The following is a 12793-nucleotide window of genomic DNA, read 5'->3' as shown; positions in this document are numbered from 1 at the left end:
GCGACGTTGGCGCCGAGGGAGGCGGCAAGGGCCACCAGGAACCACAGCCGGGGGCTACCCGCCGCCTGCCCCGTTCGCTGCAACTGGCGCATCCGGCGCCAGGCGGCGACCAGCAGCAGGTCAACGCTGACGGGGTAGGCCCACGCCTTCCATCCGCCTTGTCCGGCCGCAGCGGCGAGGTCGTGCAGGTGCGAGAAGGACAGGGCGCCCGCGATGACGGCTTGGACAACGACGGCGTCCACACGGGCCAGGTGGGCACGCATCGGCTCCGGTTCCTTCCTGTTTCGGGCATGGGAGGGGTAGGGACATGGCGCGAGGCGGTCACGCCGGCCGTAGGGGGAAGGGAACGTGCTACTCGGTTACCGGGCGCGCGGTGGGCGTGGTGCCGGTCGAGGGGGACGGCCCGGCCGATGCGACGGCGACGGCGGGCCGGAAGCGGTCGAGCCGGGGCAGTTCCGGGACCAGGGTTGAGGTGTCGCGGCAGACGGCCGCCGCATCTTCGAGCGAGAGAAGAGGGGAGCGGATGCGGGACCAGCCGCCGGACGAGTCGCCGACGACCGCGACGCCGGGCCGGTCGGCTGGGATGGACGTGGCGGCCAACGCTGCCTCGGGAGAGATGTCGGCCAGGGCCATGTTCGCCGACGCTTCGTCGTTGACGCGGTGGCAGACGCGGCCGGTCAGTTGGGCCCGCAGCATGGTGGCGCCCTTGCCGAGTTCCGAGCCGAAGCGCTGCCCGCAGACTTCGAGGTAGATGCCGGCCGCGCGGCCGAGCTGGGCGAGGCGGATGAGCTTGGTGACCATCGCGTCCCGCCGCTTCTCGTCGTCCCGGTTCGCGGCGAGGAAGAGTTCCGCCACCTCGTCAACGACCAGCACTACCGGGACTGGCCGTACGGCGTCCGGCAGCCCCCAGACGTCCGAGGTGAGAACAGCGTCCGGATCGGCACCACTGAGCCCGATCAGTCGAAACCGGTCCTCCATCTCTTCCAGCAGCGCGTCGAGGAGGTCGTTCGCCCGGTCCGGGTCGTCGGCCAGCGCTGACAACCGAGGTGCGAAGGGCGCGAGTTCGACACCCCATTTGCAGTCGATCCCGACGAGGACGACCCGTTGCCGGGCCAGGCCGCACAGCAGGTTGCGCAGGTAGACGGACTTTCCGGACTGCGTGGCGCCGAGGATCAGTTCGTGCGGCACGGTGCGAAAGTCGCGTACGTGCCAGTCGCCGTCCTCTCGCAGCGCCAGCGGCAGGCGGAGCGGCTCGGTCGCAGCCTGACGCCGGGCGGGCCGCACATCGGCGAGCACGTCCCACCCAACGAGCCGCAGTTCGAGCCAGCCGGGTTTCGTGGGGCGTACGTGGACGGCGTGGGCGCCCCAGGCATGACGCAGTCGGTCGGCCGAGGCGGTGAAGTCCTCGGGCGCCTGCCCGGTCGCCATGCGAAGCCGCATGACGAGTCCGGATGCGTTGGGCCGGGGGAAGGACCGCCGGGGCGGGACGGGTGCCGCCTGCCGCCCGATCACCCGGGCCGTGGCGACCCGGACGGCGGAAGCCGGGACCGTCAGGCCGCACGCGTCCATCGTCGCCCGGTACGACAGCAGCACCCGCAACGCGACGGCCGGATACCCGACCAGCCACCAGAACACCACCGGCATCCGCCGACGGACCACCAGCAGCGCGACCACGAGGAGCAGGACCAGCAGCAGGACCCAGGCGACGTCAGTCATGGCGATCAACCCTGTGCCGTGACCGGGGCGTTGACCATGACCGCGTCGGCCCGGTAGGCGATGCCGTGGCGGCTACGCCCGCCGAACTCGCTTTCCCACGGCCGGGCGACCAGACCCGACAGGATGACCGGCGCGCCCATGACCAGGCCGTCTCCGATCCCCTCTTCGGGAATGGTCACCTTGATCATGTCCGAGCCGCCGGCCGCGATGAACACCAGCTCCAGCGTCATGAGCCGCTGGTTGGTCACCGGGTCCACGGCGACCTCGCCGGTCTGACGGTCCCTGACCTTGACCTCAGGGAGCTTGGTGACGAGCAGCGTCGCGGCGGAGGTGTCTACGGGGATCACACGCACTGTCAGTACCTCACGGAGTCTTCGGGCGCCCTGAGATCGGCGCCGAGCAGGTTGAATAGCCCCCTAGACAGCAACGGGGGCGACCACCCCAACTGTCTAGGGGGGTTGACAGTGAAGGTAGCCGACAGCCCATCAACTGTCTAGGGGGGTATACGGTGTGGCCGCGCAAGCGCGCGAAAGTACTACCGAACGGCCCAGTGGAGGACGGTCGCGTCGTCGTAAGCCTTCCCACGCGGCCAGCGCCGGCCGTCGGGGTCACTCTTCTCGGCCTCTCGGACACGGCGGATCAGTTCGTCCGGACCGGAGCAAGCGAGCACGTCCAAGTACTGCACCCAGTCGGCGAGTTGGAAGCGATCGACGAGCCGAGTTGCACCGTCGCTCAGAAGCGTCACGGTGGACAGCGAGTCAAGCGCCACCGTGCCGGTCAGCGCGTGCTCGGCCGCCCGCGGATCGGGGCCGGCGATCCAGAAGCCCCCCGGCCGGTTACGCAGACCGGTCAGAGTCTCCCGGTAGTCGGCGAGCGCGGCGGCGTGCTCGGGCGAGCCGGTGGGCAGCGCGTCGACCGGCCCACGCAGTCGCTTGCCGACTTCGTCCAGGCGCCGGTCGGTGACGACGGTCGTACTGCCGTCCTTCTCCTCCAGGAGCAACGAGGAATCACCCAGGACCAGGTACTCCAGCCTTTCCCCGCTGATCCGTGCGGCGACGACCGTACTGGTGGGACTGGCCCGGTACGTCAGGTCACAGCTGTCGCCGTGCAGCGAGCGGACGCGGTCGATCGAGTCGGCCAGACACTCGGTGAGCGGCCGGGCGGGTGACGCGGTGATGGCTTGGAGCAGCAGGCCGCCCAGCGTCCCGGAGAACCAGGCGACACCGTGTGTGCACCCGGTCTCGGCACCGCCGACGCCGGCGCCGTCGAGGAGCACGGCCGCGCCGGGAGTGGCGGCGGCGAAGTCCTCGTTCTCTCGTTCCGGGTCGGCGGGGAGCGTGGCGAGGTCGACCCTCACGCCGCCGTCTCCTCGTCGTGCCGGTACAGGGGGCAGAGCAGCTCGACGGACTGCGGTTCGCTGGTCTCGGGGTCGTACTCGACGCCCACCAGGGTGGAGAACCGGCGGTCGCCGACCTGGCCCCACATCACGTTCAGGTCGTTGGCGAGGAGCTGCACGACACCGAGGGAGCCTTGCGTGTGGATACCGGCGATCGCGAGCAGCGAGCCGTTGCCGTCCGGTCGCGGCAGCCGGCCGAGGTAGCCGACGTCGTACGGCCGGGCCGGATCGCTGTCCTGCCCCGAGCGGTAGACGGTGCCGGTCTGCCGGTCCACCACGGTCCAGGGCCCGTCTTCCGCACGCTCCCAGTGGAGAACCGGGTCCTGGGCGTAGGTGTCCCACATGGCCTGGGACATGCGAGGGCCGCAGACCACGATCAGGCCGTCCCGGTTGAGGTCGATCTCGCCGGTCACCGGCACATGCTCCGAGGCGACGTCGAGCCCGTACGACCGCGCCAGATCTTCCAGCCGCTTGCCGGAACTGACGTCGTCCACGGCGACGACGGTCCGGCCGCGTTCGTCGTCCCGCCGCAGCGGTGTGGCGACGGTGACGGCGCCCCGACCGAGGAAGGCCCCTTCCGGCGCCGGGCCGGTGTGCCGGATCTGGTGGATCCGCCCGCGGCTCAGGCCGGCCTTCGCGGCGATCTGCGCGTACGACAACCCTTGGGCGTGCAGGTCCTGAACCACTCGGCGACGAAGGCGGGCCAGCTCGGTCACCTCTTGCTGCGCGTCCGCCAAGCGAGTCGTCACCTCGCGCAGCAGCAGGTACGGATCATCGATCGTCATGATCCGTTGCAGCTCGTCCGACATGACCTCACCTCCTAGCAGTACCCAGGAGTCTAGGGCCCTAGACGGAATGGGAGGCAGCCGCCGCCCGGTACGCACGCCGATCACATAGAAGCGTGATCTCCTCCGGGGCACACCTCTCGGACTCACACCTCACCACCGGCGAGGCGACCCCTCGAACGCACTGCATGCAGCACGCTCATACCCTCGCCCGCACCAGGTCGGCCCAGACGGAACGTCCATCGGGAAAGATCGTGTAGCCCCAGTTCTTCGCCAAGGCCTCAATCAGCCGCAGCCCGCGACCCCCCTCCTCGTGGCTGGTGACGGGGCACAGGTGAGGCACGCGATCGCCGCCTTGGTCGACCACTTGGATCCGCACGAGATCGTCGCCAAGACGAACCACTACAAGGAAGTAGCCACCAACCGCGCCGCTCCGCGTATGCAGCAGGGCGTTGGTCGCCAGCTCGCTCACGACCAGGATGGCGTCCTCGGCCGGGCCACGCTCGGCGAGCAGGGAGGCGACGAAGTGGCGGGCATTGGACACCTCGTCCGGCAGGCCGGGGAAGACACGGCACCACTTGGTGGGCATGGGAACCTCTCCGTTCGTCTAGGGGGCTAGACAGCGTGACGGCAGAGTATTCCTAGCAGCAAGCAGCATTCTAGGCATGCTGAGGAATTATTCCTCTAAGGGATGAGGGTGTCCCCCAAGTCGCGGAACTCCTTCATCACCCGCAACAGCAGCTCGCGCACCTCGTCACCGAAGACGGCAGCGCGCTCGAAGCGCTCGAAGGTCTCCTCGTAGGCGGCCACTTCAGCGGCGTCAGTGGACACCCGTTCGTTGTCGAAGGTCTCGATCACGACCGCCCGCTGGTCGCAAAGGGTGAAGCCGTGCCGCGGCAGCACCGGCACCGGCCGGCGCCAGGGAATCACCCCCAGCCGCACCGTGCTCAGACTCTCCACCGCCAGCAACCGGTCGAACTGCGCCAGCATCAGCGCCGGACTCCCCGGCCAGGTCCGCAACACGGCCTCGGTGACCACGAACACTGACTCCCGTCCCGGCTCGTACAACACACTCTGCCGGTCCACACGGGCAGCGACGGCCCGACCGACAGCCTCGGGCGTCGTACGAGGGGCACTCTCGAAGACGTGCCGGGCGTACTCCGCGCTCTGCAACATGGCCGGCAGAACGACGCACTGGAACGAGCGGACCGACTGAGCGGACCGCACCTCTTCGTCAACGGTCATGCCCTCGGCGACGTCAACAGCGGTCGGCTCGTCGTCCTCAGCGGCAACGACGCCCGCCAGCAGCTCCCGCACCTCACGAGAGACCGACTCATCCACGCCGAGGGCGCCCAGGAGCCGGTCGAGCACATCCCGGCTCGGAACCATGCGCCCGGTCTCGACCTTCGACACGGTCGGCTGACCTACGCCGGCCCGCTGCGCCAGCACGGCACCCGTCAGACCCGACTCTCCACGAAGCACACGAAGACGCGCACCCAGCGCCTTCATCCGCTCCCGCCGCTCACTCCCCATGTCCAGGGTTCTACACCACGAGCCAGCAGGCACCGGCACGACCGGACGCCGCGACCACCAACCGAGCGTGATTCAAACTTTCTCTACTGGTTCAAGGCGGCTCGCTCCGCTCACCGCGCGCGGCCCGGCCCCCGGCCGGGCCTGCGCTCCTGTCTCCGCCCCGCTCCAGCCCGGCCGGCGCCCGTGCCGCGCTCTACAGCTATCAGCCGCCTGAGCTTAGAGAAGGGGTACGTCGTGGCTGGGGCGGTCGGCTCCACGGCTTTAGGCAGCCACTTTGGCGCGAGCCTCGAAGATCATGGCCCCAACGTCGTGCTTTACCGGGCAGGTCCACAGACTGCCCGACGCGCCGGAAGCTTACGGGGCCATGATCACTCGCGCCAAAGCAGCTCCCGCCCAAAGCCGCTCCACCGACCTACGTCCGAAGCCGCACCGGAACGGGAACTGGCAACTCGGAAAGCACTGGGAAGTCAACTTTCGCCAAATCATATACCGGGAGCCCGGAAAGCGACTCAACGGTTACAACCAACGAAAAATCCACCGGGGGAGAGTCCCTTGTCAGCACTCCGCCTTCGCGGGTAAGGAACTCGATATCAAGTCTCGGCAGGTGGAGACTCCTTGCCATCAGGCAATCCTGCCCTTGCATCACAGTCTCCCACTTCCCTCCTCGACGACGACTGGATTCTGAGGCCTTTGGGCCAACCTTCTGAGAACGGGTACTTGGCTGCTGACTCATTTTCCAGCCCTCCTCAAGAAGGGCTGCCACGCGTTCCGCCTCCTCCTGAATGTTGACCTTGACTACACGACGAGGATTTTCGGGGTCACGAAAGCTGTACACCTCCGAGTGAGGGCGGAGGGTGAACTCCAAGCCCGACTCCGTGTACTCAACAGCCTCTGTTGGGTCGGTAGGCGAGGAATAGGCAAGAGTCCATTTCACCTTTACCTTTCCCCTGTCAACCCCAGCAGGAACCGGCAGTGTGAACCCAAGTATCTGCTCACGCTCAATTGAAGCCTGATACAGAACAGTCACCTGTCGGTCAGAACAAAGAAGCGCGTCCGAGAAGTCCGCCGGAAGTCTCCCGTATCCCGATTCCAATGTATGGTCTGCATCGGCATGCGGCTCCGCAAAATGAATCGCGAAGGCTCGCAGCGCGGAGGCACTAGACCGGTCGCCTAGCTGGGTACTGAGCTTAGCCAGACCGTGTGCTGCAAGCGGCGCGGCATAACTGGTACCCCACTCGTAGGAAAGCCGCCCGTCGCCCATCAGGCGCGCAAAGGGCCGGTCAGTATCCCCCCCGTAGGCCAGTACTGCCGGCTGGACCGTCGCACCTGGGCGACCAGGACCGATCGCGCTATATGACGACCGCGACCACATCATTTCCGGGTGCGGTCGGTCACAAGCGCCGACGCTAAGGCCGTTAGCCATATCGGCGGGCACCTGAACTCGGTTTGCCCCCTCTCCAACTTCCTCACCGTTATTCCCAGCAGCAACAACGAAAAGGATGTCCCTTTCGTACGCCAGCGCATCCAGCACGGCCGTCCACCGGTGCGGCTCACCATCGTCAACTGGAACCTCAGGCCCGAGACTGAGATTAACGATCATTGCATCGCTGTCTGCAACTTGCTTCTGGACTTGATCCAGGAGCCAGTAAAGCTCGACCCCGTCAGTGTCCTGCCCAGGAATGCAGCGGTAGTGAGTGGCACGCACCTGCGGGGACTGCAGGCGGCTCCCTGCTTCGACATTTCCGTACAGAATGGCGCCCGTTACAGCGCTACCGTGTTCTATGCACCCAGGGAAGGGTGGTTTGTCGGTAAGATCTATTTGGCTAACAGAGCCTGCGAAGAAGTCGCCATTAGCGTCAACACCAGCATCAAAGATGAGTACCTCTGGCGCGTCAGCCGCAGCAGGCGGGGGCGGGGGCTTAGAAACGCCGGGGGCCGATCGAAGGGGAGTGGCCGGCACGGGACGAATGCGCGGCATCTTGCGTATGGAGCGCAACGGGTTGAACGCTGCAGCTTCCTTCAATTTTCCTGGAGGAAGAAGAACTGGCACAAACGTCAGTCCGCCTACGGCGTCACGCCTGTCACTGACGACTTCGCCCCCGAGCGTTCGAATGTACCGCTCAAATTTCCCAAAAATCTCGTCCGGCAGAGGTCGTCGCGACATTCCAGGAGTATCCGGATCAGGGTGCAGGACCGCCTCGAATGCCTCCCGTTCCGCAGCGAGTTCCGTGACGTCGCCTGCCAAGCCTTTTACAACTTCAGTCACTCGCGGTAGGTGAATGTCAGAAAATCGCCGGAGATCCTCCGCCGCCCCTTTTTCTCGGCGGTTCAGCACACCTCCCGAGAGGATATGAGTCAGTTGCTCAAGGCTGTCATTGTCGCCAGCGACAATTAAGGACTTAGTCGGCACATCGAATTCTGTCTTACTGCGCTGTACTAAATCTCCAGTCGCAGGGCGAGAGCCTAGGGCGGTGAGCCCAAGCAACTTAACTAGTCTTTCAGGGAAGTAGCTATTCGCCAAATAGTTCGGGAGTAGCTTCACCTCAAAAACCACATGCCCCGCACGCAACTCCTCATCCAATGTGCGCGCAGCGTCACGAAGCACCAACGCCTGTGGCCCAAGGATTCTTTGCGAATCCGCCAGCGTGTGCGGATGGAACTTGTTTCCCCCTCCACCTACCCTGTCAATCATCTCCGACATGTGCTCTCCTCCTACGAGGATGCGGCCGCCAGACCCCTTACTCATTTCCCCGCCCCCAAAGACTCATTTACCGCTGCTCGCGCTCCTGGAACGCTGCGATTGCCCTACTAATGGTCGGATGGCTAACGCCGAGGATGTTGGCGATTCTCCGGTTCGAAAGCCCTAGGTGCACGCTCGCTGCCACTGCGACCTGCTCTCGGACCTTCGCATCCTCGCCGGCCAGCTCGCGTAGTTTTGGTACAGCTAGGCTGACAAGGCCTTCCTCAAGGGAGGATAGACCGCCATCCCGTACAATCGTTTCCCTGGCGATACCGTTGCACAAACGCACGATATCTGAATGCGAAAGGCCGTCCGTCGCTAGCGCCATTAGCGCACAGGTATCATCAGATACTGCACTGGAAACAATCACAGGAAGAGACGAAATTAGGAGCTTCCTTTCTTCGGTCGCCGGAAGGGGAAGCTCTATCAAGACATCGAACCGTCGAGAAATCGCCGAATCCAGTAGTTCTTTATGATTCGTGGCGGCAATCAGAAAACTCCCGGCTGGCCACCGGTCAAGCTCCAACAGGAGGACGTTGACCAACCTCTTCAGTTCACCAACATCCGAGTCATCCTCGCGCCGCTTAGCCAAGGCATCAAATTCATCAATGAACAAGACGCATTCATTCTGCGCAGCATAATCAAGGATAGATCGAAGATTGCGCCCGGTACGCCCCAGGTAACTGGACATCAATGAAGCCAAGTCGACAACTAGAAGCGTCTGCTTCATCTGGCTTGCGATATGGGACGCAGTGAGAGTCTTACCGACGCCAGGCGGTCCGCTGAGAAGCACGCTACGTGAAGGCTGAAGGCCGGCATCTACCAACGCCTCACGCACGGGGCGTTCAGCAATGAGAGCGTCTACACGGCGTCGCGTGGCCTCATCCAAGATGGGGCCATGACTCGCAGCAGTCTCCGCTACGCGTAGTAGAACTTGGTTGGTCTCAGGATCCCGTGGGAGGTTCATTGCCTCTGGAGCAACAGGATCGGCACCTTGTGCTACGTCAACTCCACGAAGCGGGTTGTGCCCCTGCGAAGCTGTGAGCAAAGCCCTCAGCTCCGCGCGCAGAGTCACGGCGTGATGCGCATCCTCAGGTGGACGCCGCATAAGACGCCGGCAGTGCTCACGAACCGCCTGCGTGTCCGCCCTGAGGCCAGCATCCATCACTTCAAGCAGTGCCCTCTCAGTCGGACTGAGGCCTGCCTTACCCTGCCACGACGACGCACCCATGCGGGGAAGGTTACCAAGAGGGCCTACTGTCAACCAGGGGGGATCCCCCTAGTGGTTCACGCACGTCACCCTATGAGGCGAGATTTACCACTCCTGGTCCGGCGTGTGTTGACGCATCAGCTCAGGTTCTCGGCGTCCACCTAGCACGTACCTCGAAGGTGGAGTCGGCCTTGACCTTTCCAACGAGCGGCACCCCGGCCTCCCCGGAGAGGGATACCCCAAATCGCACTTCCAACTCGCTTGGTGGCGAGTCGCCGAATCGACCGCGGATTGCTGCAGATACGTCTTCGCAGGTCTGCGCGATTGCGTCGCCTACCTCCCGAAGCCCACTGAGCGCCTGCTGGGCGGACCGCCCAGCACCTCTAAGCAGCTTCGACTGATCAAAGTTCTCAACTGCCAGAGGCACGACTTCGACCAGGAAGAAGGAGTCTCCCTGGGCAGACTCAACCTCTTTGTACATAGATCCCCCCACTCATGGTGATGACTCTGAGCATCATGATCCCTCAAGTCTGGTCTGCGTGGGGCCGTTTCGCGCTTCAGGTGATCCGCAGTGCAAGTTGGAGCCTCGTGTGCCACAACTATGCGTGGTTCGACCACGGCCCCGCATGCGTGCCTGGCGGTAGTCCATGCGCTACGAACCCCCCAACGACGTTCGGAGCTGACGAGGGATGTCATGGCACAGCTCACACCGACCAGGGTGAGTGTCTAACTGCGTGACAACGCCAGCAAACGTCGGCGAACAACCGCGAACGCCTGCGGACCATCAGTCCAGGTGAGCGCCGTAGCAGCTCAAGGCAGCACCCTTACCCGAGTTGCTTCGGGACGAAGAGGTCGTGGGTTCAAATCCCGCCACCCCGACGCCGTAGTACCAGGTCAGGGGCCTGATCCACCGAGTGGATCAGGCCCCTGAGTGGTTCCTGGAGATCGTTTGGGAGAAATCCGGGAGAAGATCTTGGTCGGCTTCTCCCAGAGGGCGCCCGGTGAGGCTGCATGGGGTGCGGCAGCTGAGGGCACTCGGACCTGCGCGTTCGCGAATCCGGCCCCGTGACTGACCGGGAACACCATGCCCGCCCGCCTCAACCGCCATTAGGATCACGACACATGGCAGGCCATCACTCAGCGCGTCCTCACGACCACGCTCGCGCGCTCGCCCAGCGAGTGCGGGCGCTACGGGAAGCCCGCGGGTGGTCACGGGAGCAGCTCGCCAAGGAAGCCTGCATCAGCAACAGAACGCTGGCTCGCCTGGAGAGCGAGGGAGCGATCCAGCCAGGTTTCTTCACCGTCGGCGCGATCGCAGAGGCTCTTGAGGTCTCTCTGGATGATCTGTTCCGGGAGACCCACGGCACCCCCGGCCTGTGGTCCGCCGGATACGAAGGGCGGGACATCGACTCGTTCGTCGCCTCGCTCCTCGACAGCCGTATCGATGTAGTGGCGGACGTCAGGCTGACGCCGATCAGCCGCAAGAAGGGCTTCAGCAAGACCCGCCTCGGGCAGGCACTCACCGAGGCCGGCATCGAGTACACCCACCTGCGCGGCCTGGGGAATCCCAAGGAGAACCGGGCGCCCTTCTGGGATGGCCGCCTGGACGTGGGCCGGGCCCGCTTCCGTGATGTGCTGCGGTCCGAGGAGGCGCAGGCCGATCTCGACCGCCTGGCTGAGCACGCCCAGCAGTCGCGGGTCGCGGTGCTGTGCTTCGAGAAGGACGAGAGCCGCTGTCACCGGCAGGTCGTCCTGGAGACGGTCCGCGAGCGGGCCACGGTACCCGTCATCCCCCTGGCCTGACTTCACCCCTCGGCCCTGCACGCGCCCTTGCCAGTGGCGCATGCCTCTCCTCCAATCGGATCGGGGAGATCTGTGGAGGGGGCAACCATGGGATCAGGGAATCGTCAGCGCGCTCGGATCATGATCACGGTCAAGACGTATCCGGAGCTGTCCAACAAGTACCGCGAGACCAGCTGCGTGGCAGGCATACGACTGGATCAGGGCGCACCACAGCACGTACGGCTCTTCCCAGTGCCGTTTCGGCTCCTCGCGGAGGAAGCTCAGTTCTCCAAGTACTCGATCATCGAGGTCGACGTCGAGCCGCACGGCAAGCGTGACTCGCGGCCCGAGAGCCTGCGGCCGGACCTCGACACCCTCAAGATCGTGGGCGAGGTGCCGGCGGACGGCGACTGGAAGCACCGGCACAAGTACGTCGAGCCGCTCGTCTCGCCGTCCTTGTGCGCGATCAAGAGGGACCAGGAGGAGCACGGGACCTCACTCGGCGTGTTCCGCCCCACGGAGGTCAGCTTCCGGCTGACGGCGGCAGAGCCCTGGCCTGAGTCCAAGGCTGCGCTTGCCGACCAACTCGACCTCTTCGAACAGGACCTGGCCCGGCTTGAGTGGGTGCCTCTGGAATTCCGCTACAAGTTCCGCTGCGCGGACGCCGACTGCCCCACGCACGACATGGCGCTGAAGGACTGGGAAGCCGGCGCGTCGTACCGCAAGTTCCTGCGCAAGTACGGCGAGCACGCCGTGCAGGACAAGCTGCGGGAGCGCTGGTACGAGTCGATGTTCACTCCCGACCGCGCCGTCCACTTCTTCGTCGGCAACATCGCGGCCCACCCCAAGACTTTCATGTTGCTGGGCCTGTTCCGCCCGAAGGCGAATATCATCGAGTACGTCCAGGAGAGCCTGTTCGGTGGCTGACTGGCGAGGCTAACGCCGTCCTGTCGTCGTAGGATGCCGAGGTCGGCGAGCAGGCCGCGTACACGTCGCTCGATGGTGTCCCGGATCGGTCGGACGGCTTCAATACCGTGACCAGCAGGGCCGTCGAGCTGTCAGTCCAGGTACCGGTTGGCCCGGAAGACGGGGCAGGCGTCTGAGCCGCTGCTGGAGCCGGTGGGGCGGTGGCCGTCAGGACGGTCGGGGAGCTGTCCCGCTTCCACCTTCAGGTGTTCGTCTATGCGTCGCAGGCGTTTCCAGACGGCGGGGTCGGTGCCGTCGCCGAGCGGGTAGTGCAGGGCGGGGCGAGCGGCAGGGCCGAGTTGGGTCGGTGTTGTCCGGCATGGCGTTACGGGCATGGCTGATGCCGAGGTGGGCCACGGCATCCGTGCCGAGAGTGAAAGAGACCGGGATCGGTTCGTAGTGGGCCGGAGTGACCAGGTCCGCGCGCGCCGCACGCAGTTCGCTGATCATGGTGGCGAGGTTGTGCCTGGCCTCAAGGGATGCGGCGAGCTGGGGCAGCAGCTCGATCAGTGCTCGCTCGTCGGCGGCGTAGCCGAGAGCCAGGGTGATGTGCTCCTCTACGCCCTCTCGCGTGTGAGCGAGGTGCAATGCGGCGATCGCGGGGCGGCCGGCGGTTCCTACGGCGACCGCCCAGGTGGGCTGGGCCTGGGGGCGCGGCTGCGGGC

12 protein-coding genes and 2 pseudogenes are annotated in these 12793 nt (G+C 65.3%); 2 read left to right on the top strand and 12 right to left on the bottom strand.

Annotated elements, in window-relative coordinates; translation table 11 throughout:
• The 10 genes from CCN44_RS06060 to CCN44_RS43940 form a co-directional block, all read right to left on the bottom strand.
• A partial coding sequence (locus tag CCN44_RS06060) for a DUF2637 domain-containing protein (RefSeq protein ID WP_143649632.1) occupies window positions 1-263 on the bottom strand: 263 nt, incomplete at its 3' end.
• An 88-nt stretch (window positions 264-351) separates the two neighbouring features.
• Window positions 352-1716: an FtsK/SpoIIIE domain-containing protein gene (locus tag CCN44_RS06055; RefSeq protein WP_086697062.1), complete on the bottom strand. Its 1365-nt coding sequence runs from the start codon at window positions 1714-1716 to the stop codon at window positions 352-354.
• A gap of 5 nt (window positions 1717-1721) precedes the next feature.
• Window positions 1722-2069 carry an SCO3933 family regulatory protein gene (locus CCN44_RS06050; RefSeq protein ID WP_086697061.1) on the bottom strand — a complete coding sequence of 116 codons (348 nt, stop codon included), beginning with the start codon at window positions 2067-2069 and terminating at the stop codon, window positions 1722-1724.
• A 182-nt stretch (window positions 2070-2251) separates the two neighbouring features.
• The gene (locus tag CCN44_RS06045) at window positions 2252-3073 is read right to left on the bottom strand and encodes an integrase (RefSeq protein ID WP_086697060.1); all 822 of its coding nucleotides are present in this window, start codon (window positions 3071-3073) and stop codon (window positions 2252-2254) included.
• Window positions 3070-3921 (bottom strand): RNA polymerase sigma factor sigma-70 region 4 domain-containing protein, encoded by an 852-nt coding sequence (locus CCN44_RS06040; RefSeq protein WP_030782024.1) that lies wholly within the window; start codon window positions 3919-3921, stop codon window positions 3070-3072. The genes CCN44_RS06045 and CCN44_RS06040 overlap by 4 nt, the downstream gene beginning before the upstream one ends.
• Before the next feature lie 175 nt (window positions 3922-4096).
• Window positions 4097-4486, bottom strand: coding sequence for an ATP-binding protein (locus CCN44_RS06035; RefSeq protein ID WP_086697059.1), 390 nt, complete (start codon window positions 4484-4486; stop codon window positions 4097-4099).
• Between the two features lie 95 nt (window positions 4487-4581).
• Window positions 4582-5406, bottom strand: coding sequence for a helix-turn-helix domain-containing protein (locus CCN44_RS06030; RefSeq protein ID WP_237481519.1), 825 nt, complete (start codon window positions 5404-5406; stop codon window positions 4582-4584).
• A gap of 436 nt (window positions 5407-5842) precedes the next feature.
• Complete coding sequence (locus tag CCN44_RS06025) at window positions 5843-8131, bottom strand: S8 family peptidase (RefSeq protein ID WP_158103076.1); 2289 nt, start codon at window positions 8129-8131, stop codon at window positions 5843-5845.
• Window positions 8132-8198: 67 nt separating this feature from the next.
• Complete coding sequence (locus CCN44_RS06020) at window positions 8199-9137, bottom strand: AAA family ATPase (protein WP_237481526.1); 939 nt, start codon at window positions 9135-9137, stop codon at window positions 8199-8201.
• Window positions 9138-9522: 385 nt separating this feature from the next.
• Entirely contained in the window at window positions 9523-9861 is a 339-nt protein-coding gene (locus CCN44_RS43940; RefSeq protein ID WP_143649630.1) for a CU044_2847 family protein, read from the bottom strand.
• Between the two features lie 641 nt (window positions 9862-10502).
• Between CCN44_RS43940 and CCN44_RS06015 the strand changes: the two genes are divergently transcribed.
• Both CCN44_RS06015 and CCN44_RS06010 read left to right on the top strand, forming a co-directional pair.
• A complete protein-coding gene (locus CCN44_RS06015; protein WP_086697055.1) occupies window positions 10503-11183 on the top strand; it encodes a DUF488 family protein, N3 subclade in 681 nt (226 codons plus the stop codon).
• A gap of 120 nt (window positions 11184-11303) precedes the next feature.
• Window positions 11304-12089, top strand: a complete 786-nt coding sequence (locus CCN44_RS06010; RefSeq protein WP_086697054.1) for a hypothetical protein — start codon at window positions 11304-11306, stop codon at window positions 12087-12089.
• 32 nt (window positions 12090-12121) lie between these two features.
• Here CCN44_RS06010 and CCN44_RS06005 read toward each other — a convergent pair.
• Together CCN44_RS06005 and CCN44_RS47755 are read right to left on the bottom strand one after the other, a co-directional pair.
• Window positions 12122-12262, bottom strand: a pseudogene (locus tag CCN44_RS06005) (phosphotyrosine protein phosphatase); the annotation flags it as partial.
• A 123-nt stretch (window positions 12263-12385) separates the two neighbouring features.
• Window positions 12386-12716: pseudogene (locus CCN44_RS47755) on the bottom strand (DUF6177 family protein); the annotation flags it as partial.
• Window positions 12717-12793 lie beyond the last annotated feature (77 nt).

Origin of the sequence: Streptomyces tricolor (genome assembly GCF_002155905.1) — a bacterium.
Classification (GTDB): Bacteria; Actinomycetota; Actinomycetes; order Streptomycetales; family Streptomycetaceae; genus Streptomyces; species Streptomyces tricolor.
This window is presented reverse-complemented; position numbering and strand designations above follow the sequence as displayed.

What these genes read in the sequence shown, in the direction of transcription:
- CCN44_RS06040 (WP_030782024.1), bottom strand. Translation starts at nt 3,921, where the DNA reads ATGTCGGACGAGCTGCAACGGATCATGACGATCGATGATCCGTACCTG.
- CCN44_RS06020 (WP_237481526.1), bottom strand. Translation starts at nt 9,137, where the DNA reads ATGAACCTCCCACGGGATCCTGAGACCAACCAAGTTCTACTACGCGTA.
- CCN44_RS06035 (WP_086697059.1), bottom strand. Translation starts at nt 4,486, where the DNA reads ATGCCCACCAAGTGGTGCCGTGTCTTCCCCGGCCTGCCGGACGAGGTG.
- CCN44_RS06015 (WP_086697055.1), top strand. Translation starts at nt 10,503, where the DNA reads ATGGCAGGCCATCACTCAGCGCGTCCTCACGACCACGCTCGCGCGCTC.
- CCN44_RS06055 (WP_086697062.1), bottom strand. Translation starts at nt 1,716, where the DNA reads ATGACTGACGTCGCCTGGGTCCTGCTGCTGGTCCTGCTCCTCGTGGTC.
- CCN44_RS43940 (WP_143649630.1), bottom strand. Translation starts at nt 9,861, where the DNA reads ATGTACAAAGAGGTTGAGTCTGCCCAGGGAGACTCCTTCTTCCTGGTC.
- CCN44_RS06030 (WP_237481519.1), bottom strand. Translation starts at nt 5,406, where the DNA reads ATGAAGGCGCTGGGTGCGCGTCTTCGTGTGCTTCGTGGAGAGTCGGGT.
- CCN44_RS06010 (WP_086697054.1), top strand. Translation starts at nt 11,304, where the DNA reads ATGATCACGGTCAAGACGTATCCGGAGCTGTCCAACAAGTACCGCGAG.
- CCN44_RS06025 (WP_158103076.1), bottom strand. Translation starts at nt 8,131, where the DNA reads ATGTCGGAGATGATTGACAGGGTAGGTGGAGGGGGAAACAAGTTCCAT.